Raw genomic sequence first — 21,795 nt, forward strand, 5'->3', positions numbered from 1 at the left:
TCCTTCATTGACAACGTCGCATGATGATAGAAATTCTGGTACAATCGGTTGCTTTCCCCGTTAACCCAATCGAAATAAATCATGAAACATATTGTTGATGTCATGATCTCTGAAGAAGAGATCAAACAGCGTATTGCTGAATTAGGTCGTGAAATCACAGAACATTATCGTTCTCGTCAAGAAAAACACGATTTGGTCTTAATTGGCTTATTAAAAGGCTCTTTTATTTTTATGGCGGATTTATGTCGTGAAATTGAAGTGCCACATGAAGTCGATTTTATGACAGTATCAAGTTACGGTAATGGAATGACGTCAACAAGAGACGTTAAAATCATTAAAGATCTTGATGAAGACATTCGTGGTAAAGATGTTCTGATTGTTGAAGATATTATTGACTCAGGTAATACTTTAAACCGTGTTAAAGAGATTTTAAGTTTACGTGAGCCTGCCTCTATTGCTATCTGTACGCTACTTGATAAGCCATCACGTCGTGAAGTGGATGTGCCAGTAGAGTGGATTGGCTACTCTATTGAAGATAAGTTTGTTATAGGTTACGGCATTGATTATGCACAACGTTATCGTCACCTACCTTATATTGGTCACGTAACGCTACTAGATGAATAATCTTGTTGATTTATATCGTATATTAAACCCGCTTTGGCGGGTTTAATATTAGAAAATCAACGTGGATGGCTTAATTTTGCAATAGCTTGGCGATAAGAGAGTTCTAGTTTTTCACGACTGTCTGAGGTGATATCTAAATCGTGTAATTCACCATTGTTTAAACCGTAAACCCAACCGTGGATCATCACTTTTTGTCCACGTTTCCATGCGGCTTGCATAATAGTTGAGTGACCAAGGTTATAAACTTGTTCTATCACGTTAAGTTCACAGAGTAAATTTAATCTATCTTGTGGTGCGAGTTCACCTAACATGGAGCTATGTTTATACCAGATATCACGGATATGCAGTAACCAGTTATTAATTAAGCCCAGTTCAGTCCCTTCAATAGCAGCTTCAATACCACCACAGCCATAATGACCACAAACAATAATATGCTCAACTTGTAGGACATCAACGGCATATTGAATAACAGAAAGACAGTTTAAGTCGGTGTGGATCACAAGGTTTGCCACATTGCGGTGTACAAATAAATCACCAGGGGCGGCATTAATTAATTTTTCAGCGGGGACGCGGCTGTCTGAACAACCAATCCATAAGAAATGAGGTTTTTGGCCTTTACTCAGCTCTTTAAAAAATTGCGGGTTTTCTTCTGTAACAGAACTTGACCATTGTTTATTGTTGGCTAACAGTTCTTCAATTTTTCTCATCATGATGTGACTGCCTGTAAATTCAGTTTCCCACCATTTGCGCTGACAGTAGGCCAACACGAAATAGCTTTAGTGTTATTGTTGGATGTTTAAGCTCAATAAAGAAAGGGTATTTTTATACCATTACTTTTAAATGAATCAGAAGGCTTTTTTTGAGCCAAGTGACAGTTAATTGCTTGTCTATTTTTGCTTTCAAATAAGATAGAACTTTTTACAGTATTTGTTTAATGAATTTATCAACACATTATTTGATGTAAATCAAATGTATAAAAAGATAACTGATTGTTAACTCGATTATTCTTATTTTGAATAATCGAGGGTAATTATTTTTTCATAAAAAATATTAATGTTTATTTGGGCTGGCGAATGATGAGGATAAAACCTGTTAACGGTATCTGTCCGTTTTTTATTGATAAATTATTGGAGGTAATAAAGCGCATGATAATATCTATCAGTTAGATTGAGTAATAAGGCCAATAAATTTATTGCTATCAAACAGGCTAAATAATAACATTTAGTTATTATTGGCTTTTTATTGAGATTAATACTGGAAAATAGCTACAATTAATCGTCATTTTTATTGATCAGTAATTGCAGTGTTCGCTCTGTTGACTATTAAAATAGTTAAATAAAATTTATTTATCTGTTTGAGGCATTATCTGTAAAACGGTTTATTTACGTCTTATTTTTCTCTAGAATATCTTATTCCATTTTGATCCTATTGAACTAAGCCCATTTTCTATACCTATCCTGATTTGCACTCAGGGGAGTAAGGCTTAGTTGAATAGCTATTTCTGATTTCAGCTCAGTCAATGCTGAATAATGCAGTTGATAAAAGGTAATTTCCACTTATGACTTATGCATTGGAGTTAACCGAGTTAACGAAAACTTACCATAATGGTGTCAAAGCGCTTAAAGGAATTAATTTAACCGTAGAAGCGGGGGATTTTTATGCGCTATTAGGCCCTAATGGTGCAGGAAAATCGACCACCATAGGGATTATCAGCTCTTTGGTGAATAAGAGCAGTGGTAAAGTCAAAGTATTTGGCTATGACACTGATACCGATATGGTTAATGCTAAAAGACAACTCGGATTAGTGCCACAAGAATTCAATTTCAACCCTTTTGAAACCGTATTACAAATTGTCCTTAATCAGGCTGGCTACTATGGTGTACCACGAAAAGTGGCATTAGAGCGTGCAAAAACATATTTAACCCAATTAGATTTATGGGAGAAAAAAGATGATAGAGCACGTTTTTTATCTGGGGGAATGAAACGGCGTTTAATGATTGCGCGTGCATTAATGCATGAGCCTAAATTGCTGATCCTCGATGAGCCAACGGCGGGAGTAGATATTGAATTACGTCGTTCAATGTGGACGTTTTTACAACATTTAAATGCACAGGGCACCACTATTATATTAACCACACATTATCTTGAAGAAGCAGAAATGCTGTGTCGGAATATTGGTATTATTCAGCGTGGTGAACTGGTTGAAAACACCAGTATGAAAGGTTTATTAAGTAAATTAGAGTCTGAAACCTTTATTTTAGACTTAGCGGCAAAAAGTCCGTTACCTGAATTACAAAATTACCAATATCGTTTAGTCGATACATCAACACTAGAAGTTGATGTGAAAAGAGAGCAAGGATTGAATGGGGTTTTTGCTCAGCTCAATGCACAAGGTATTCAAGTTTTAAGTATGCGTAATAAAGCTAACCGCCTTGAAGAGTTATTTGTGCATTTAGTTAATGAAGATCATACAGAAACAGAAAAAGGAGAGAGGGAATGATTCAGTTGTATTGGGTAGCCCTCAAGACGATTTGGATTAAAGAAGTGACCCGTTTTGGTCGTATCTGGGTACAAACTTTAATTCCTCCTGTTATCACGATGTCGCTCTATTTTGTTATTTTCGGTAACTTAATTGGTAAGCGTATTGGTGATATGGGCGGTGTTGATTATATGCAGTTTATTGTTCCCGGCTTGATTATGATGGCGGTGATCACAAACTCATATGCTAATGTCTCCTCTTCATTTTTTGGCGCTAAATTCCAACGTAGTATTGAAGAATTATTAGTATCGCCAGTACCGACCCATGTTGTTATTGCCGGATTTGTGGGTGGTGGTGTCGCCCGTGGTATTTGTGTTGGGATATTGGTCACTCTGGTTTCACTATTTTTTGTACCACTAGAGATACACTCTTGGACAATGGTTGTGGTGACATTATTAATGACCTCGATTGTTTTTTCTCTCGCAGGATTGTTGAATGCCATTTTTGCGAAAACCTTTGATGATATTAGTATTATTCCCACCTTTGTTTTAACGCCATTAACTTATTTAGGAGGTGTGTTTTATTCACTCTCCTTATTACCTGCATTTTGGCAAGGTGTTTCTAAATTAAACCCGATTGTTTATATGATAAGCGGTTTCCGTTATGGTTTTTTAGGGATCACTGATGTGTCATTAACGGTGACAATCACGGTACTATGCCTGTTTATTGCCGTGTTTTATATCGTAGCCTGGTACTTAATTGAAAAAGGTCGCGGTTTAAGAAGCTAATCTACAAATTAGTGTTTAAGGTAATAAAAATTAAAATCGGTGTCTGCAACAACAGATGCCGATTTTTTTTAGCTAAATTTCATTCAGTTATGTTAAATTTTATTTAAATTTGTCTTTTGCTATTAACAAGTCCAATTTCTTTGTTTAGTATACTAAACAAATAACTTTGGGATGGTAAAGGATAGAAGCATGGCAGTGGCAAGCGAAACAGCAAAAGAACCAACGGTACTTTCTCGTCGTAAATTGTTATGTATTGCCGGAATGGGGTGGACTTTCGATGCAATGGATGTGGGGCTTCTCGCCTTTTTATTAACGGCGTTAAAAGAAGATTGGGGATTAACAGCAGCGCAATTAGGTTGGATTGGCAGTATTAATTCTATCGGTATGGCCGTAGGTGCTTTTGTCTTTGGCATTATGGCCGATAGAAAAGGTCGTAAACCGGTATTTATCTTAACGTTGCTGCTATTTAGCCTTGGTTGCGGTTTAACCGCATTAGCAAGCTCCTTAATGGTGGTATTAATTTTACGCTTTTTTATTGGTATGGGCTTAGGCGGAGAATTACCCGTTGCTTCTACATTGGTGAGTGAAAGTGTTAAAGCTCATGAGCGTGGTCGTATTGTTGTTTTATTAGAGAGTTTTTGGGCGGTAGGGTGGTTAATTGCCGCGTTAATAGCGTATTTTATTATTCCTGATTATGGCTGGCGTATGGCTATGTTATTGAGCGCACTACCCGCAGTTTATGCACTCTATTTGCGTTCAAAGTTACCAGAACCCAGTTCCACACAGTCATTATTACAAAATCGTTTATCTCTTCGCCAATCAATGGCATTGATTTGGTCACCTCAATATCGCCGTTCAACACTGATGTTGTGGGTATTATGGTTTTGTGTGGTGTTCTCTTATTATGGCATTTTTTTATGGCTACCGAGTGTCGCAATGTTAAAAGGCTTTAGTTTAATTAAAAGCTTTCAATATGTGTTGATCATGACACTCGCTCAGTTACCGGGGTATTTTACCGCAGCATGGTTTATTGAACGTTATGGTCGTAAATTTGTGTTAATCACCTATTTAGCAGGCACCGCGATTAGCGCTTACTATTTTAGCGTAGCCGATTCCACAACCACACTATTAGTGTTCGGTATGTTGTTATCATTTTTTAATTTAGGTGCGTGGGGGGCATTATATGCCTATACCCCAGAACAATATCCTGATGGTATACGAGCTACAGGCGCTGGAACGGCGACGGCAATAGGCCGTATTGGCGGAATATTAGGGCCACTGATGGTAGGCTATTTAGTGCAATATCAATTTGACATAAGCACTATTTTTCTTATTTTTAGCCTTTCCATTGTGATAGCGATACTAGCGGTTATGTTATTAGGTAAAGAAACCAAAAATAGACCACTTAATTCCATTTAATCACTTTTTTTATGACTAAAAATACAGAACGTCTCCTTTCTTGTTATATGATAGCTAATAAGTATTTTATAGGAAAAGAGGAATAATTATGTCTCATTATGAGGAAGTGATTAAGCAGGTTGATGAGGCCATTGCCAGTGCTAGCATACAAACGATGAATGAATTGCTGGTGGAATTAGGTAAAGATAACACAATAGCTTTTGCTCAGCGTTATGAACAGCAAGAGCGTCTACGCACGGCTATTTTTCATCATGGTGAAAAACAGCGCTAAGCAACCTTATAATGATAGAATAATCAAAAAGCGTTTATTTCATGTATTTATTCCATAATAATGGATAAACGCTTTTGTTTTAATCTGTTGGTTTAAAAAGTCTTTTTTCCTTCGAGCACTGCTATTCTATTTTCAATCGAAGGATGGGTTGAAAAAAGAGAGTCTCCCTTATTAAAAATAAAGGCTGCTTTGCGATATGCTCGTCCTGTAGAGCCATCTTCAAAATTTTCAGTTTCGTGTTGTGCTGCAATTTTCTTTAGTGCATTGATCATTGATTGATTATCTTGGGTGAGATCAACCGCTGCCGCATCTGCCATATATTCACGTGTCCGCGATAAATAGAAATAGAGCACTTGAGTAATAATGGGTAAAACAACGTTGAGTACAATTAAAATCAATCGTGCTTTACTGGCGGCATCATTACTTTTACCACCACGGTTACCAGAGGCTATATATAAGCGGCTACCAAAGATATTTGTTACCGTTAAAATAACATTTGCTAAAATACCCACATACAGTGTTAAACGGGTATCACCATGAATAATATGACCTGTTTCATGGGCTAATACGGCTTGTATTTCTTGGCGATTAAGTTGATTTAATAACCCACGAGTGACACCAATAAAGGCATTTTTTTCAGACCAGCCGGCAGCAAAGGCATTGGCTTCTGGTGTATCTAAAATATAAAGCTTAGGGATATAGCCCAAAGTCGCACTTAAACTAAGCTCTTCCACGATATTTAATAATTGTCGCTCTTGGGCATTTAATGGCTCTTCAGAATTAATTAATCGTGCTTTCATGCCCGTCAACATGATTTTATGCCCTTTAAAGTGAACAATAATCAGCAACACAATTGAAATGGCAACAATAATCAATGAAGCAATAGGCAGTGATTGGAATGTCAGAAATGCCAGCATATTATCAATTAAACTTAAATGAGGATTGGCACCTATCGCGCTATCAACTAATAAGCCGATCATTAGCATTAATAGTAAATAGGTGACTATCACAAACCGAGTGCGAATGGCATTTTTTCGCAGTACATTTCTGAAATCCATTTATTATTCTCCAATAATATCTACCGTATTATTTTATGTATAAGCTATGGTGCGTGGTGTTAATCAAAGTTAATACGGCGCGCTTCTTCTGATTTAATCGCTGTTTCATCAAGACGCCAGTATTCTTTATTAATCACGAGACTTGGAAAAATCTTCACAATAAATACCGCAGGGATAGAGGCGATAAACGCACGATATTGCTCTAAGGTACGGTTATAGCCACGTTTAGCAAAAGAGAGTTTATTTTCTGTTGAGACAATCTCTTCTTGTAAATTAGCCATGATAGTATCTGATTTTAGTTCAGGATAGTTTTCAACAGCGACATTAATCGCACCACTTGAAACAATTTTTGATAGCTCATCTTCTGCCGCTTTTGCTTCTTGGTTATTGCTACTTTGTGTTTTAGCTCTTAATTCGGTGATTTTAGTAAAAACATCGGCTTCATGACTAAGATATTTTTTTACTGTAGCTAATAAGCTATCAAACACTTTACCACGACGGTCGAGTTGTACCGATATTTCTGTTTCACTTGAGATAACCGCTTCACGCATAGAGATAATACGGTTGTAATAATAAAAAATAAGACCCAATAACGCGATGGTAATAATTAATCCAGTCATGTGAAGCGCTCTCTTTTCTAATAATAAACAGGGAATTTAGCTAACTCATTGATGTTAATTTTGCCTATTATTATTCAAGATAGCTAGATGATTATTTCATCAAAGAGAAAAAGAATATTGATATGTCACTTAATATCTTAAAAAGAATGTTGTTTGAAGTATAAAAAAGCCCCAAATAAATTTGGGGCAAAATAAATAGGACTCATGTTAGGGAAAATAAAAATTAAAACCAAGGTGATTGGGACATCACATTGCCATAAAATAGCATTCTGCCGGCGATTTCACCGCTAAAAAGGATAAAAATAGTAATAATTGATATTAAAGCCTTTGTAAACAAAGAGCTACGAGATAGTGTGATAATAACACATCCTATTATTAAACTGGCGATGACTTGCCACCATAACAATAAGCTCGCTACGTTAGCACCTGAAATTTGAACTCGTATTACTAATCCCATCAATACTAACAGTAAGCCGATAAAAGCACCGAAATGCAATGTATGAATGGTTTTTTTACCTTGCAACTGTAACCAAGGAATAACAGAGCCAAAACCCAATAATAGGGCCGTACCAATAAAACTTATTTGTGTTGCGGGGGTATGCCATAACGCATGTGTTTGCATTTGATAATAAATTTGTGCTGTTATTAAAATAACGGGTAAGCCAATAAGGCCACAGAACAGACCTAGTAGGCTATTACGGCGTATTTTATTTGGTTGTAGCCAACTTGCTAATGCCCAGAGGGAAATTAAACCGTTTAACATAACAAAGGCAATAGCTTCACGACTTAACCATGAGTGAGCAATACCAAGTACTGAGCGATAAGCGCCGAGAGGATCGCCTAGGTGTCCCATTGACATAGAAGAACCAATTACTTCAATTAACCAAATAAGGGCAATCGTTGTACGTAACGCTTTGGGGCTTAACATGGCGGAGTTTTGTGTTTGCCATTGATAAAGAGATAAGGCAAGTACGGCACCGATCCCCCATTGACTCATTACGGTGAATAGAACCAAAGGCATTTGATAATCATGCATGGTTAATCCTCCATACCAATAATGACAATATTAGGATGACTGATGGTATGATCAGGAACCCCATAACGTTTTTCTAATAATGCCCAATTTGTGATATGTTTTTGGCGCAAATCTTCAATTTCGCCAAACTCAATGGCACCAGTTGGACAAGATTCAACACAGCGAGGTTTTAAGCCTTCGTCTATTCTATCGGCACACATATTACATTTACTGGTCTTCCCTTCTACAGGATCGTAAACCGGCGCATTATAAGGGCATGCCATAATGCACATTTGGCAACCAATACATTTGTCATGATCCTGTATCACAATCCCATCGGCTCGCTTAGTATAAGTATCGGCAGGGCATACTTTTAAGCATTGTGGATCGTCACAATGATTACAGGACATAGTGATAAAAGCTTGCGCATTGGGCAGATCTTCATTGAATTCGCGTACTCTACGCCACAAGACTCCAGGAGGGGTAACATTTTCTGATTTACAAGCCATCGAACAAGTGCGACAGCCATAACAATCTTTACTATTAATCAGAAAACCATACTGTTTTTTAGCCATGATTATGCCTCCCGTCTCACATTAACTAGGGTACTGTTACAACAATGACCATTACCTAAAGGTTCAACATGGTCATTTGTTACATGGCTACTACTCCCCCCTTGTTGTTCCCACCAACCATTATCAAGAGAAACAACACCTTGTTTTATGTGTGTGGTGACAACGGCTATTGCTCTATGTTCACCTCTATCATTAAAAGCAAACACCCAATCACCATTGTTTATTCCACGAGATAACGCATCATTAGGATGTATTAAAATATTGGGTTGATTACGCTGTACTTCTAAAATCCATTCATTCATCCCATGGCTTGAATGAACACTACGTGCTAGCTTACGTTGCACAGCCATTAACGGATATTTTTTTGCTAATTCAGGGGAGCCTGTTGTCGATTCCTTTACTGGATAATAAGTGACTATAGGGGAGTAGTTTTTATCTTGCCATTCTTCAATAAAGAAATGTGCTTTTTGGGTTGATGTACGAAATATTCCGTCTTTAAATGGGATCCAATCGCCTTCTACTGGTCGTACAGGCCCTTTTTCTAGCATTTCTCGCGTAATACCTGATCCCGCGAGGCAAGTATCAATATAGTGCTCAATAGGTTGATTAAATACGTCACCGAAACCAAAGCGTTCAGCAAGACGGGCAAAAATCCAATAATCAGGCTTTGCTTCTCCTGGTGGTTCAACGGCTTTTTCCATTAATTGAACATATTGGCTACGCACACCGGCCATTAAACTTGTATCTTCAAAAATGGTTGTCACTGGAAGTACTAAGTCGGCATAAAGCGCTGTTGATGACATTAAATTATCGGCTACAACAACAAAAGGAACTTTTTTTAGCGCCTTACGTGCCATATTGGTATTGGGTAATTGTGTCATCACCCCCATCGTCATGATCCACCAGAAATTAATCGGGTGGGGTCTTTCGTTGACTATCCATTCACCCACTTTTGCAACAGGAATAGGATTAATGGGTTTAACATTTGGTGCAGGGGGAATAATAGGATTAAATTTTGCCATCTGACGCACGCCACCGGCATCACAAATACCCGCGCCTTTCTTACCAATATTGCCGGTTAATAGAGCAAGATAAAACTGGCTTGCTGCAACATAGGCACCAAATTCAGTGCGTTGTGCGCCAGACATATTTTGTACAATCATTGCAGGCTTTATTGTCGCGTAGTCTCGAGCTAAACGAATAATAGTCTCTTGTGGAATATCTGTTTCTTTACTGGTTTTTTCGATAGTCCAGGGTTTAGCTTGCAAATAGATTTGTTCAAAAACGGTGGTGTAATTTATTTTATTTGGCAGTTCATCATGAGTTAACGCCGGTACAATATTGGGGGTATCATGGCGAACAATTTGCTGAGTTAGGGTATCAAAGACTAAATAGCTATCTTTATCATTAGCTGAATCACGTAGTAGTTTTTGTTGTTCATCGACTAAATACACCGCTCCGGTATGGGCACGCAAAAAAGGTTTATCTGTAAGATTTTCTTCAATGATTAATTTGATCATTCCTAATGCAAGGGCGGTATCGGTACCCGGAATAATGGGGATCCACTCATCAGCTTTGGCTGCGGTTTCATTAAAACGCGGATCAATGACTACCATTCTGGCGCCATTACGGCGAGCCTGATTATAATTTTTAAAGTAGGCGTGCATAGTTACTGCTGGGTTATTGCCCCAACATAGAATATAACGGCTATCTTTTACCGTATCACGCGTATCTGCATAGCGTAGGCCAACCATAGGGATCATAGCTGCAGTAACCGCAGAGCAACATAAAGAGCCGGCTTGTTTTGTAGAACCGCCTAAATAGTCGAAAAAGGCTTTACCCATATCGTTTTTGATGGAATCCATATTTCCAGCGTGAGTAGAAATAAAAAGCCCTTCGTTGCCATATTTATCGATAGTTTCTCGAATATTTTTTTCGATAAGATCTAAAGCGTCATTCCAGCTAATAGGTTTAAACTCAGCCTTACCTTTTTCGCCAACACGTAGCAAAGGTGTAGTGAGTCTATCCTTATGATATACCCATTTAGTTCGGCTAATTCCTCGTAAACAACATTTGACATTAAAGCCTTCTGTAGCTTCAATTTTGATTAGTTTTCCCTGATGAGTAAAAGCGGTTAGGTTACAATGGAGACATTCCATTGCACAGGTGGATTGAAAAGTTTGATATTCAGATAATTTTATCCGAGTTTTCTGGTTAAATATGGGTTTATTTTCATTAGCTAGGCTAAACGCATTAGGGGAAAGAGCTGCCAAACCAATAGCTCCCATTCCTTTTAATAGCGTTCTTCTATCTAATTCCCACTGTTTATTTTTATACATAGGACATTCTCACACATAACAATGTTAACTATATATAAACTCAGTTCATTAATAATAAACTTGAGTTAGATCATTCAAGGATAAATAAAGAAGATAATCAACAGAAAATGATTTATATTCTTATTTTTCATAAAATTTTTAGTGTGAATAACTATAAAAATGAATAAAAAAAGAACAAACAATTATCGTCATAAATAAAGATAAATAACGGCTTAGGCGTGGAGAAATAAATGCAGAATTCTCAAGGGGTTAACTCTGTTGATATCGCAGTGACTATTTTAGAGTTTTTAGCATCTCAAGGAGGTGCTGCACGCTCTTCTGAGATAGCTAAGGCATGCTCACTATCAAAAAGTCGTCTACATAAATATTTAGTGTCTCTTTGCCGTAGTGACATGCTCTATCAAGAGAGTGAAGGAGGGCAGTATTGTTTAGGTAGCAAAATTATAATGCTAGCTGAGGCAACACACACAAACCTCTCTTTAGTTGATGAAATTAATCAAAGGCTTTGTGAATTTAGAGATGAGCATAATATGTCAACAGGACTTGTTATTGCTCAAGGTAAGAAGCTCTATTTAGTGAGATATAATCGTAGTTTTAAACATGTCGATATTGATTTTCTGCCAAATACACCCGTTCCACATAAATTGAGTGCGGCAGGCGCGACTTATGCAGTCTTTAGTCATTTAGAAATTGATGCTGATTTATCAATACAGCAAAAAAACAGTATACATCAACAAGGTTTTGCTATTCGCCAACAACCCGCTGAAGGTATTCCTGGGGCTCAATCTATTGCATGTCCTGTATTTAATAGGAAAGGTGAAATGGTCGCAGCCGCATTGACCATGGGATTTATTAAACCTGAAAACCAAATAGAATTAGGTAATGCATTAAAAGCAAAAATTCGCCATGTTTTATCTTAATATTGCGAATATTTTTATCAAATACGTTTACTGGAAAAGTAAACGTATTTGAAAATAGCAAAAATTAAGTAAATAGTCCTTTAGCTAATATATCGCTTGCTTGTGTGACGCCGGGTAATACGAAGTAATAACCCCCACCAAAAGGTTTTATATAGCGCTCTAACGGTTCACCATTTAAACGCTTTTGCGTATCAATAAAGCCTTTTTTAAGGTTATTCTGAAATGAGACAAAGACAAGCCCCATATCTAATTGCCCTGACGGTGTTAGCCCTAATGAGTAGCTATAACTGCGACGACGCAGTTTGGCGCTATAACGTTCGGGGGTTCTGGGTTCAGCTCGTCTCATATGGGAATCAAAGAGTATCCTGTCGCCATGAGGATCTTGTGCAAATTCAGGTGAGTCCATTTCTTGCTTCATTCCTATCGGCGCGCCTGTTGCACGATGACGACCAAAGTTATTCTCCTGATCTTCAAGAGGTGTTCTATCCCAAAATTCCAAGGCAAAACGAATAAGTCTCACTGCTTGATAGCTACCTCCTAAGCACCACTGCGGTTCATTTTGTTTATCGGTGATCCACACTAAATCATCCATTAAATGAGTGTCAGTGGCAGGGGCATTACCTGTGCCATCTTTAAAACCAAATAAATTAATTGGCGTTTGTTGATTATCAATATCACGAGCAGGTAGAAAACCATCTATTTTCCATCGTGCATGCACTTGCCCAGAAAGATATTTTAAAATATCTCTTAATGCATAAATGATACTTTCTTGACTATTGGCACAAAGCTGAAGTAACAGATCACCGCCACACCATTTAGGATCTAAGCGATCGTTGGGGAAGGGTTTCATTGCTTCAAGGCGTTTGGGTTTATGAGCTTGAAAACCAAACCGATTATCAAAAAAACTATCCCCTAACGCCACTGTGATGGTTAATTCATCAGGGTATAATTGGCTACCTAGAATACCGGATCCTGCGGGGGGAAGGTGAGGATTATGACTTTCTTTAAGTTCACGAGATTGTGTTAAAAAAGCAATCCGCTGTGTTAAGGTTCGGAAAATTTTTTCTACTTCCTCAGGGGTTGTTACTGTTAAATCAAGTGCAATAAATGAAGCATGCTTTTGTTCTGGCGTGATAACCCCAGCTTGATGTTTTCCTAAGTAGTTAATAGCACGTTGATAACGAAGTGTTGGTGAACACTTGTTTTTTTCGATGGCATTTGCGCCCATACTGGCAAGCAGTAAACTACCGCCTAACCATTTTAACGTTGTACGTTTATGGTGGTTAACGGGGATTGTGAGAAGTGATTTAAACAGAGTTTTATTTTTCACCATATGCTTCTTTATAGTAATAATAGACATCAATATTGAGCACGTTACGTAATTGTGCAACTTGCTCCGCTAATTGTGTTATTTGTGCAAAGAGCACTGCTTTCTCACTATCAGAAAGCGTATCTAAAGGCTGGAATAGTTCTTCATCTCGCTGATATTTTAAAAATAGTTTGCTAATAGTGTCATACTGTTTGCGTAGTGATTGATATTCCTGAAGTGGAATATGGTTAGATAGCGACTCAATGATTAGGCGTGAACCGTATAAATTGGCATACCCATCACCCAGATCACTTTTTGCATATTGATTTTCAATGCCGGCTAATTTGTCGGTTAAAATCAGCTCTAAACTATCACCTGCAGATTGCACTAATTTAGCAATGGGAATATCTTCAATCGCTAAGCGTTTTTTTAGATCACTAATGCCTCTTAACAGTGCTTTGGCTGACTCGGCTGACGATTGCATATCCTCTAATTTAAAGAGTTGATATTCAACCAAATGAAATCCACTAAAACGGGGCGAGTTTTCTCTTTCAAGAAAGAAATCAGCCCGATTATTTAATAGGCGTTCAGTAGCGCCAAACAATGCAATAATCGGTCGGATCACCTCATAGTGATAATGCGCTTGTTGATAGGCGAGTTGGGCATCAGTCAGTTGATTTTTTTCACTGTTAACAATGACATTTTTTAATGCAGTTTCAACGAAGGTTAACTGATCAACAGCTTTCTGCCGGTAGTTAAGAATATTGGTTGTAAATTTTTCAGGAGTGGGAATATCCCCTTTAGCAACAACAATATTTTCACTATCTTGAGTAATGCCTTGAATGATTTTTTTTGCAGAAACAGAAAAAGAGCATAGCGATATCAATAGCAAGATGACAATATGATCACCTTTCAATAGGGCGCTATTTGGCATGACGATCCCCTTGTTTAAATAAAAGTGCGACCACCAACCAAAACACAATAAAAGTAACAACACTTAAACCGATGGGTTGTGAGCGATAAGCAAAGAATGAAACTAAGAAATTACCAAAAATGCTTGAATCATCCAGAATATGGCTAAGATCCCATAGTGGATAAATCAAAAAGTCAGGTAATTCAATATCCATTTCAATAAGTAGATTAGCTATCTCTTCTACTGCTTTTAATAGCAAGGAAACGGCGAGGAAAAGCAGTAAAAATCCGGTAATAACAAAGAATTTACGCCAAGAAATCATTTTTGATGTTAGCAAAAATAACCATAGAGTTAGTCCAGCTATCAATAGGCCAATGAATACTTCAATCAAGAAAGGTAACGCGGTTTGTGCTGTGAGAGCCATAATATGGCTTGATAGGAAAACAACCACTTCGCTGCCTTCTCTCGCAATGGCAATGGCGATGATCAGTAAAATCCCCCAGACACTTTGTTGTTGCGTTTTTTGTGTCAATTCGTTTTCGATATTGGCTTTTAGTGATTTACCTTGTTTGTTCATCCAATAGACCATCTGAACAATTAATAGGCAGGCAATGATTTCCATCATAACCATAAACAGAGATTGCCAGATATCTTCTAAGGAGCTAAATACCCCATAAATGCTAAGAGCTAAAAGAATAGAGAGTAGTATTCCTACTATTACTCCTCCCCAGAGATATTTCATACCTTGTTTAGGGGTAGGAGAGCGTTTTATCCATGCATAAATGATCCCTACCACCAGCAGAGCTTCAAAACTTTCTCGCCAAACAACAAATAGAACTTGTCCCATATTTATTCAGCCTTTTCAGTCGCAACGATTTCACCTTGAGGGTGAGACAGATGAAAATCATCAAAGAAGGTGTAACGTCCAGGTTTTAGAGGCGCAATCACAACGACAGAACTCGCCCCAGGCGCTAATACTTTTTCTTTACGTAATTGAGTGCTTTCAAATTCAACGGGGCTACTACCAGTATTGCGAATTTTGATCCGTATAGGAGTTTTAGCAGGAACATTTAAAACTCGAGGGATCAGTTCCCCCTCTTTCATTTCTAATTCAACGGTGTATTTTTCTGCGGCTAAAGTAGAGCTTGCTATCATTAATAGCAGTAATAGCGTGTATTGATAGAGATGTTTAATCATTGAAATTTCACTTAACAAAACAGAGGAGATAGCCCTATACACAGGGCTATCAATAATTAAGCTAATTAGTAACTGCCTTTACGACCAGTACCGCTATAGTTAAAATCCCATGACACTTCAAAAGGCTCGAACCAAGCGGCTACCCCCGTCTCTTTGTCGATATGACGACCAAAAACGACATCTTTATTGTAAGAAGGCGGGTAAATTTTATAGGTAACGTTATATTGGCCGTTGCCATCTAATTTTAGGTTTTCACCATAATGAGGACCATCACTGGCGACCATGGCCATAAAAGTTCCCTGCTGTTTTTTCTCCGGTGCATCTAATTTAGTCACGGTATATTCAACAGTGAGATAAGGGATCCAATCACCTTCAGCAAAACCATTCGGATTATCTTCAACAGCATGAATATCTGCTTCTAAATGGATATCAGCTTTATCAGCAGGTAGGTGCTTCATTGCATGATGGCCTTCCTCTGTGTCCATCGTGATAGGTTGTAGATAGACACCTTGAATTTCCATGCCATTTTTAATGATTGGTTGACCTACGGGATACTCAAGAGCGAAGACAGAAGTGGGAATTAATGATAACAACGTGAGAGCACGCACATAACGAGAGTTCATGTTTAATCCTTATGTATTGAATGATAATTGTTATTATTCTTATTAAGATTAACATGATTTATAGCAAAAATAGCAGAAACTTATGTAAGAAAAATATCGTTTAATTTGAAGTGGGAAAGGATAAAAATAAGATTAACTAACTCTTTTTTAAAAGAAAAAATTTTGTTATTAAGAAATGACAGATAAATATACTCAATAAGTTTGCTTTTTAATACTAAGTAAAATCATAGTGTTAAAGAGAATAGATGGAAATCTTATTAACTATCTGACAAAGATAAGCAATCACTGATTTCCATATTAGATCATTAAATTTGACTCTGTGCGCTCCAAAATAGCTTAGATTGGGTGACAGCGCTGGAAGAAGCGATAGGATCTTCATTAAGCGGTGAAGGAAGAAAAGCGGTTGGTGTAACATTTAATTCTTTAGCAATAAGGAAAAGCATATCAACATCAATTTTACATAGCCCATTCTCATAGCGTGAAAATTGCTGTTGGCTAACGCCGACTCTTTCAGCCACTGCTTTAGCGGATAAACGCAAGTGTTGGCGCTGTTGGCGAATTTTATGTCCAATAATTTGAGAAATAGGATAAACTTTTGACATTGGTGACCTCTTTCCTCCTATCAACTACTGATAATATTTCATTAAATATCAATGTTTTTTAAGCTGAATTTTAACGAGCTCAAGCTCTCCTACTTGAATGAGTCAAATTCATACTTTTTGTTATCGGTTAGTTGAGTAAATTATTTATAGTCACAAAATTATTATTGATAATTAATTTTTTATCCTATGTTAAAAAAAATTACTTTGGCAGAATGAAAAACGGCATTTTTTTGATAGAGAGTGCTATATATTGTATAAACGCAATTTTTCTACTTATATAGACTCGCATTTATGATTGAGAAGGAGTAAATAAGAAAGGAGAATAACAAATGATAAACACCTCTTTGACTGATTACACTCAAAAATAGGCGTTATATATTATTTATAACAGACTATTTTTGAGTTTTTTTGTCAGGTCAAATCCGCAATCAGCTTTATGTCATCGAATCAACTCGATTATTTTTACTTTATCTAAATTGATAAATTTACATTCACATCAGATAGACGATAGCGTTAAGATGGTTACTTATAATACATGGTGATTATAAGTATTACAGAGTCATTACCTAATTATCGTCAAGGTCGAGATTATGAATGTAAAAGAGATCATTCGTCATGAACCATTTGGAACATTACTCGGTTATGCACCAGGTGGTGTTGCGATTTACTCTTCAGATTACAGCAGTATAGATAAAGAAGATTATGCCGCCAATGATTCATTCCGTAGTTATATTGGTAATGAGTATATGGGGCATAAGTGGCAATGTGTTGAATTTGCACGCCGTTTTCTCTATTTACATTACGGGGTTGTTTTTACTGATGTGGGAATGGCTTATGAGATCTTCTCGTTACGTTTCTTACGGAGAACGATTGATGACGATATTTTACCCTTGCAAGCTTTTGCAAATGGCAGCAAACAGCCACCGACGGTAGGAGCGTTGCTTATTTGGCAAGAAGGGGGAGAGTTTAAAGTCACCGGTCATGTGGCGGTTATTACCGAAGTATTAGAAGATAAAATCCGTATTGCAGAACAAAATGTGATCCACACTAGGTTACCGCGAGGTCAACAATGGACACGAGAGTTACCGCTTAAAGTGAGTGATAATGGCTATTTTATCGAAGATACCTTTGATAATACCACCTTGCTAGGTTGGATGATCCAAACAGAACCTAATGCCTACAGTTTACCTCAACCTAAAGTTGCCCCTGAATTGTTAGCTATTCATGAGGCCAAATTAGCCAATAAGGGGCAATTTGCTGGAAAATGGCTAGATGAAAGCGATCCGTTAGAAAAAGCCTATGTGCTAGCACAGCACGGTCATACGATTAATCAAGACAGCTATGAATATTTCACTATTTCAGAAAGTGCTGAGCATGAACTTATACGTGCTAGTAATGAAATGCATTTGATGTATTTGCATGCAACGGAAAAAGTGCTGAAAGACGATAATTTACTGCGTTTATTTGCGATCCCTGAAGTGTTATGGCCCCGTATCCGCCTATCATGGCAAAATAGACGTCATCAAATGATCACTGGACGGTTAGATTTTTGTATGGATGAGCGTGGTATCAAGGTGTATGAATATAACGCTGATTCTGCATCTTGCCATACTGAAGCCGGATTAATTATTGAAAAATGGGCTAAACAGGGCGGCATTAAAGCAGGTTATAACCCGGGTGAACGTCTATTAGATGCGTTATCAGATGCATGGAAACACAGTGATGCGAAGCCATTTGTACATATTCTTCAAGATGATGATAATGAAGAAGATTATCATGCTCGATTTATGCAACAAGCGCTGACTAAAGCCGGTTATAGCAGCAAAATTCTGCGTGGATTAAAAGAGCTGCATTGGAATAGTCGTGGTCAGTTAATTGATGGTGATAAACGTATTGTTGAATGTGTGTGGAAAACATGGGCTTGGGAAACCGCGTTAGATCAACTAAGAGAAGAGAGTGAACAACAGTCACTTATTCCTATTCGTATTGGTGATCCGGCGGGAGAAGTTCGTTTAGTTGATGTCCTTTTACGCCCTGAAATCACGGTTTTTGAACCTCTTTGGACTCTTATTCCAAGTAATAAAGCGATATTACCTATTTTGTGGCAACTTTTCCCAGATAACCCTTATCTACTTGATACTGAGTTCACTTTAACCCCACGTTTGTCACAGAGTGGTTATGCGGTTAAGCCTATTGCTGGGCGCTGTGGTAGTAATATTGGTTTAGTTGATCACCAAGAAAATGTATTAGGTGAAACCAGTGGTCAATTTGAACATCAAGAAAATATTTATCAAGAATTATGGTGTTTGCCAAAAGTGTCTAACCGATATATTCAGGTTTGTACCTTTACGGTAGATGGACATTATGGTGGTTGTTGCTTACGCTCTGATCCGACATTAGTGATAAAAAAAGACAGTGATATTGAGCCATTAATTGTCCTTGAAGATAAACACTTTTTAGCGGATTAATTTCATCATCATCATTTTAATGAGTAAGAGATCGGTTTAGATTAAATCGATCTCTTTGTTATTTTGTCAGATCACATCCCTTGTAAGATCTGTTTTTTCAGCCATTGAATAAAAAGCTGTACTTTAGCGTTACTCTTTTCATCGCGGGTAACCAGATAATAGCGTTGTGCACAAAAAAACTCACAATTATCAAAAGGGATTATTAATTCATTATTTGCGAGTTGTTTTTGAATTAAGCGTTTACGCCCCATTGCGACACCGGAATGATTAACGGCAGCAATAACAGCTAAATCAGAGCGATCAAAACAAATATTACTTTTATTTGGAAATAATCCTAATCCCATATATTCACTCCAAGCGCGCCATTCATCAAAATCAGAGTTATTACTCCAAGCTTGTCTATCATGTAACAAAGTACAATTAGCAAGGTGATGGATATTACCTACTAATTCATGGCGAGCAGCATATTCAGGGCTACAAACAGGAATAATTGATTCTGAGATTAAATCTTCACAATAGAGATTTTTCAGGTGTTTATCATCGAAATAGATAGCGAGATCGATACCATAACCACGAAAATTAATATCGTCATTGCCAGTAAGTAAGTTTAATTCAATAGAAGGATAGCGTTGAGTAAAATCAGAAATACGAGGTACAAGCCAACATTGCGCAATAGAAGGGCGAGAATACACCGTTAATACGCCAGATATTTCTTGATTATAGATATCTAAAATCTCTTGATTAATATCTTCAAGTGTTTTTTTCAATGCCCAATAAATACGTTCACCTTCTTCGGTTAATTCAATACGCCGATGAAAGCGATTAAATAGCTTTATCCCTAATTCTTTCTCTAGTGTATTAATACGATGGCTAATCGCGCTAGGCGTCAAGGACAATTCCTCTGCGGCTAAAGCGAATGATAAATGCCGTCCTGTTGCTTCAAAAGTGTGAAGTCGTGCTAATTGATAACTGGATAAGCGCTTATTTCTCAAAATCACGTTAGAAGATCCAAACATTTTTTATTCTCATTTAATTATTATTAGTAACGTAAGGTAATAATCAAGTTAATGTTAAGGTGAAAGATAGCCAAGATGAAATCTAAATGATAAATATTTGTGCATCTGATCACCTATTTGGCTTAATTGAATTCATCTTAGTATCTATTTTCATCATTTGTAAGTGTCGAATGATTAATATTCAATATGTTTAACAATAAATAAAAATTAGGGATTGATCTATGGAACCGACACTATGGGTACTAGGTACTCTGATTATAAGTATCTTGCTCATTGTTTTTACTATAATAAAACTTAAGTTTCATCCATTTTTAGCACTACTACTTGCCAGTTTTTTTGTCGGTATGGCAATGAAAATGAACCCATTAGAAATGGTCAGTGCAATTGAAAATGGGATTGGGGGAACGCTGGGATTTTTAGCCGCCATTATTGGTTTGGGTACTATTCTCGGTAAAATGATGGAAATATCGGGGGCGGCAGAGCGCATCGGTATCACCTTACAAAAATGCCGTTGGTTATCACCGGATGTTATTATGGTATTGGTGGGACTGATTTGTGGTATTACCCTGTTTGTTGAAGTAGGGGTAGTGCTACTTATTCCATTAGCATTCTCTATTGCTAAAAAAACAAACACCTCATTATTAAAACTCGCCATCCCTTTATGTACTGCATTAATGGCCGTGCATTGTATTGTTCCTCCACACCCTGCAGCGCTTTTTGTCACTAATGAGTTAGGGGCCGATATGGGAACGGTGATCGTTGCCGGTCTTGCTGTTGGATTATTAGCCTCATTAGTGGGCGGGCCTCTTTTCTTAAAAGTATTGGGTGAGCGCTTACCTTTTAAAACCGTACCAGAAGCATTTTCTGATATGGAAATTCGTCAAGAAAAAGATTTACCTTCACTTGGGGCGACATTATTTACGGTTTTATTACCTATTGTTCTGATGCTGATTAAGACCGCCGCAGAGCTTAATATGGAAAAAGGCACTTCGGTTTATATTGCATTACAATTTATTGGTAACCCGATTACGGCAATGTTTATTGCTGCTTTTGTTGCTTACTATATTTTAGGTATTCGCCGTAATATGGGCATGAGTACCCTATTGAAAAAAACAGAAGATAGTTTTAGCTCTATTGCCAATATTTTGTTAATTATTGGTGCTGGGGGCGCATTTAACGGCATTTTAAAAGGGAGTGGTTTAAGCGATTCATTGGCGGTGATCCTCTCTAATTTGGATATGCATCCTATTTTATTAGCTTGGCTAGTAGCGATTATTCTGCATGCAGCAGTAGGATCAGCAACGGTTGCTATGATGGGTGCGACCGCTATCGTTGCACCATTAATGCCAATGTATCCAGATATTAGCCCTGAAATTATTACATTGGCAATTGGCTCTGGGGCTATTGGCTGTACGATTGTCACAGACTCCCTATTTTGGTTAGTAAAACAGTATTGTAATGCCACATTAAGCGAAACTTTCCGTTTTTATAGTATCGCGACCTTTATTGCTTCATTTGTGGCATTAGGGGGCACTTTTATGCTTTCTTTTGTCATATAA

The 21,795-nt window shown here is 37.4% G+C and carries 21 protein-coding genes; 8 read left to right on the forward strand and 13 right to left on the reverse strand.

Annotated elements, in window-relative coordinates; all coding sequences use genetic code 11:
• Positions 1-81 precede the first annotated feature (81 nt).
• Positions 82-624, forward strand: coding sequence for a hypoxanthine phosphoribosyltransferase (gene hpt / locus AACV00_RS04910; protein ID WP_004245039.1), 543 nt, complete (start codon positions 82-84; stop codon positions 622-624).
• Between the two features lie 56 nt (positions 625-680).
• Here hpt and can read toward each other — a convergent pair whose 3' ends face one another.
• Complete coding sequence (gene can / locus AACV00_RS04915) at positions 681-1,334, reverse strand: carbonate dehydratase (protein WP_004245038.1); 654 nt, start codon at positions 1,332-1,334, stop codon at positions 681-683.
• A gap of 848 nt (positions 1,335-2,182) precedes the next feature.
• Here can and AACV00_RS04920 point away from each other — a divergent pair.
• From AACV00_RS04920 to AACV00_RS04935, 4 genes are all read left to right on the forward strand, one after another.
• Positions 2,183-3,124, forward strand: a complete 942-nt coding sequence (locus tag AACV00_RS04920) for an ABC transporter ATP-binding protein (RefSeq protein ID WP_004245037.1) — start codon at positions 2,183-2,185, stop codon at positions 3,122-3,124.
• Positions 3,121-3,891, forward strand: a complete 771-nt coding sequence (locus tag AACV00_RS04925; RefSeq protein ID WP_004245036.1) for an ABC transporter permease — start codon at positions 3,121-3,123, stop codon at positions 3,889-3,891. Before AACV00_RS04920 ends, AACV00_RS04925 begins: the two co-directional genes overlap by 4 nt.
• A 189-nt stretch (positions 3,892-4,080) precedes the next feature.
• Positions 4,081-5,310, forward strand: a complete 1,230-nt coding sequence (locus AACV00_RS04930; RefSeq protein WP_017628285.1) for an MFS transporter — start codon at positions 4,081-4,083, stop codon at positions 5,308-5,310.
• A gap of 88 nt (positions 5,311-5,398) precedes the next feature.
• On the forward strand, positions 5,399-5,581 hold the full coding sequence (locus tag AACV00_RS04935) for a DUF2526 family protein (protein WP_004245034.1): 183 nt from the start codon (positions 5,399-5,401) through the stop codon (positions 5,579-5,581).
• Positions 5,582-5,673: 92 nt separating this feature from the next.
• Here AACV00_RS04935 and htpX read toward each other — a convergent pair whose 3' ends face one another.
• From htpX to AACV00_RS04960, 5 genes are all read right to left on the reverse strand, one after another.
• Positions 5,674-6,639: a zinc metalloprotease HtpX gene (gene htpX / locus AACV00_RS04940; RefSeq protein ID WP_004245033.1), complete on the reverse strand. Its 966-nt coding sequence runs from the start codon at positions 6,637-6,639 to the stop codon at positions 5,674-5,676.
• A 59-nt stretch (positions 6,640-6,698) separates the two neighbouring features.
• The gene (locus AACV00_RS04945) at positions 6,699-7,259 is read right to left on the reverse strand and encodes a LemA family protein (protein WP_004245032.1); all 561 of its coding nucleotides are present in this window, start codon (positions 7,257-7,259) and stop codon (positions 6,699-6,701) included.
• Between the two features lie 223 nt (positions 7,260-7,482).
• Positions 7,483-8,295: a dimethyl sulfoxide reductase anchor subunit family protein gene (locus AACV00_RS04950; protein WP_004245031.1), complete on the reverse strand. Its 813-nt coding sequence runs from the start codon at positions 8,293-8,295 to the stop codon at positions 7,483-7,485.
• A gap of 2 nt (positions 8,296-8,297) precedes the next feature.
• A complete protein-coding gene (locus tag AACV00_RS04955) occupies positions 8,298-8,849 on the reverse strand; it encodes a 4Fe-4S dicluster domain-containing protein (RefSeq protein WP_004245030.1) in 552 nt (183 codons plus the stop codon).
• A 2-nt stretch (positions 8,850-8,851) separates the two neighbouring features.
• Positions 8,852-11,188 (reverse strand): molybdopterin-containing oxidoreductase family protein, encoded by a 2,337-nt coding sequence (locus tag AACV00_RS04960; protein ID WP_161679924.1) that lies wholly within the window; start codon positions 11,186-11,188, stop codon positions 8,852-8,854.
• A 230-nt stretch (positions 11,189-11,418) separates the two neighbouring features.
• On the opposite strand from AACV00_RS04960, the gene AACV00_RS04965 reads away from it, so the two are divergent.
• Positions 11,419-12,108 carry a helix-turn-helix domain-containing protein gene (locus AACV00_RS04965; protein WP_004245028.1) on the forward strand — a complete coding sequence of 230 codons (690 nt, stop codon included), beginning with the start codon at positions 11,419-11,421 and terminating at the stop codon, positions 12,106-12,108.
• Positions 12,109-12,172: 64 nt separating this feature from the next.
• Here AACV00_RS04965 and efeB read toward each other — a convergent pair whose 3' ends face one another.
• The 6 genes from efeB to AACV00_RS04995 form a co-directional block, all read right to left on the reverse strand.
• A complete protein-coding gene (gene efeB, locus AACV00_RS04970) occupies positions 12,173-13,441 on the reverse strand; it encodes an iron uptake transporter deferrochelatase/peroxidase subunit (RefSeq protein ID WP_036932362.1) in 1,269 nt (422 codons plus the stop codon).
• Positions 13,428-14,351, reverse strand: coding sequence for an EfeM/EfeO family lipoprotein (locus AACV00_RS04975; RefSeq protein ID WP_004245026.1), 924 nt, complete (start codon positions 14,349-14,351; stop codon positions 13,428-13,430). Before AACV00_RS04975 ends, efeB begins: the two co-directional genes overlap by 14 nt.
• A complete protein-coding gene (locus tag AACV00_RS04980) occupies positions 14,341-15,177 on the reverse strand; it encodes an FTR1 family iron permease (protein WP_036908341.1) in 837 nt (278 codons plus the stop codon). Before AACV00_RS04980 ends, AACV00_RS04975 begins: the two co-directional genes overlap by 11 nt.
• Positions 15,178-15,179: 2 nt before the next feature.
• Entirely contained in the window at positions 15,180-15,527 is a 348-nt protein-coding gene (locus AACV00_RS04985) for a cupredoxin domain-containing protein (protein WP_004245024.1), read from the reverse strand.
• A gap of 65 nt (positions 15,528-15,592) precedes the next feature.
• The gene (locus AACV00_RS04990) at positions 15,593-16,150 is read right to left on the reverse strand and encodes an iron transporter (RefSeq protein WP_004245023.1); all 558 of its coding nucleotides are present in this window, start codon (positions 16,148-16,150) and stop codon (positions 15,593-15,595) included.
• A gap of 305 nt (positions 16,151-16,455) precedes the next feature.
• Complete coding sequence (locus AACV00_RS04995) at positions 16,456-16,752, reverse strand: helix-turn-helix domain-containing protein (RefSeq protein ID WP_004245017.1); 297 nt, start codon at positions 16,750-16,752, stop codon at positions 16,456-16,458.
• A 590-nt stretch (positions 16,753-17,342) separates the two neighbouring features.
• Between AACV00_RS04995 and gss the strand changes: the two genes are divergently transcribed.
• The gene (gene gss / locus AACV00_RS05000) at positions 17,343-19,220 is read left to right on the forward strand and encodes a bifunctional glutathionylspermidine amidase/synthase (RefSeq protein ID WP_012367498.1); all 1,878 of its coding nucleotides are present in this window, start codon (positions 17,343-17,345) and stop codon (positions 19,218-19,220) included.
• A 71-nt stretch (positions 19,221-19,291) separates the two neighbouring features.
• Here the strand turns inward: gss and dsdC are convergent, their stop codons facing one another.
• Positions 19,292-20,236, reverse strand: a complete 945-nt coding sequence (gene dsdC, locus AACV00_RS05005; RefSeq protein ID WP_004247275.1) for a DNA-binding transcriptional regulator DsdC — start codon at positions 20,234-20,236, stop codon at positions 19,292-19,294.
• Positions 20,237-20,457: 221 nt separating this feature from the next.
• Between dsdC and dsdX the strand changes: the two genes are divergently transcribed.
• On the forward strand, positions 20,458-21,795 hold the full coding sequence (gene dsdX, locus AACV00_RS05010; protein WP_004245014.1) for a D-serine transporter DsdX: 1,338 nt from the start codon (positions 20,458-20,460) through the stop codon (positions 21,793-21,795).

The organism is Proteus sp. G3927 (genome assembly GCF_963894685.1).
Lineage (GTDB): Bacteria > Pseudomonadota > Gammaproteobacteria > Enterobacterales > Enterobacteriaceae > Proteus > Proteus mirabilis.

Excerpts from the sequence above, each read along its gene's own strand:
- AACV00_RS04930 (WP_017628285.1), top strand. The coding sequence starts at position 4,081 with ATGGCAGTGGCAAGCGAAACAGCAAAAGAACCAACGGTACTTTCTCGT.
- AACV00_RS04925 (WP_004245036.1), top strand. The coding sequence starts at position 3,121 with ATGATTCAGTTGTATTGGGTAGCCCTCAAGACGATTTGGATTAAAGAA.
- efeB (WP_036932362.1), bottom strand. The coding sequence starts at position 13,441 with ATGGTGAAAAATAAAACTCTGTTTAAATCACTTCTCACAATCCCCGTT.
- htpX (WP_004245033.1), bottom strand. The coding sequence starts at position 6,639 with ATGGATTTCAGAAATGTACTGCGAAAAAATGCCATTCGCACTCGGTTT.
- AACV00_RS04965 (WP_004245028.1), top strand. The coding sequence starts at position 11,419 with ATGCAGAATTCTCAAGGGGTTAACTCTGTTGATATCGCAGTGACTATT.
- dsdX (WP_004245014.1), top strand. The coding sequence starts at position 20,458 with ATGGAACCGACACTATGGGTACTAGGTACTCTGATTATAAGTATCTTG.
- AACV00_RS04955 (WP_004245030.1), bottom strand. The coding sequence starts at position 8,849 with ATGGCTAAAAAACAGTATGGTTTTCTGATTAATAGTAAAGATTGTTAT.
- AACV00_RS04985 (WP_004245024.1), bottom strand. The coding sequence starts at position 15,527 with ATGATTAAACATCTCTATCAATACACGCTATTACTGCTATTAATGATA.
- AACV00_RS04935 (WP_004245034.1), top strand. The coding sequence starts at position 5,399 with ATGTCTCATTATGAGGAAGTGATTAAGCAGGTTGATGAGGCCATTGCC.
- hpt (WP_004245039.1), top strand. The coding sequence starts at position 82 with ATGAAACATATTGTTGATGTCATGATCTCTGAAGAAGAGATCAAACAG.
- AACV00_RS04920 (WP_004245037.1), top strand. The coding sequence starts at position 2,183 with ATGACTTATGCATTGGAGTTAACCGAGTTAACGAAAACTTACCATAAT.
- AACV00_RS04995 (WP_004245017.1), bottom strand. The coding sequence starts at position 16,752 with ATGTCAAAAGTTTATCCTATTTCTCAAATTATTGGACATAAAATTCGC.
- AACV00_RS04950 (WP_004245031.1), bottom strand. The coding sequence starts at position 8,295 with ATGCATGATTATCAAATGCCTTTGGTTCTATTCACCGTAATGAGTCAA.
- AACV00_RS04990 (WP_004245023.1), bottom strand. The coding sequence starts at position 16,150 with ATGAACTCTCGTTATGTGCGTGCTCTCACGTTGTTATCATTAATTCCC.
- AACV00_RS04960 (WP_161679924.1), bottom strand. The coding sequence starts at position 11,188 with ATGTATAAAAATAAACAGTGGGAATTAGATAGAAGAACGCTATTAAAA.
- gss (WP_012367498.1), top strand. The coding sequence starts at position 17,343 with ATGAATGTAAAAGAGATCATTCGTCATGAACCATTTGGAACATTACTC.
- AACV00_RS04975 (WP_004245026.1), bottom strand. The coding sequence starts at position 14,351 with ATGCCAAATAGCGCCCTATTGAAAGGTGATCATATTGTCATCTTGCTA.
- AACV00_RS04980 (WP_036908341.1), bottom strand. The coding sequence starts at position 15,177 with ATGGGACAAGTTCTATTTGTTGTTTGGCGAGAAAGTTTTGAAGCTCTG.
- can (WP_004245038.1), bottom strand. The coding sequence starts at position 1,334 with ATGATGAGAAAAATTGAAGAACTGTTAGCCAACAATAAACAATGGTCA.
- dsdC (WP_004247275.1), bottom strand. The coding sequence starts at position 20,236 with ATGTTTGGATCTTCTAACGTGATTTTGAGAAATAAGCGCTTATCCAGT.
- AACV00_RS04945 (WP_004245032.1), bottom strand. The coding sequence starts at position 7,259 with ATGACTGGATTAATTATTACCATCGCGTTATTGGGTCTTATTTTTTAT.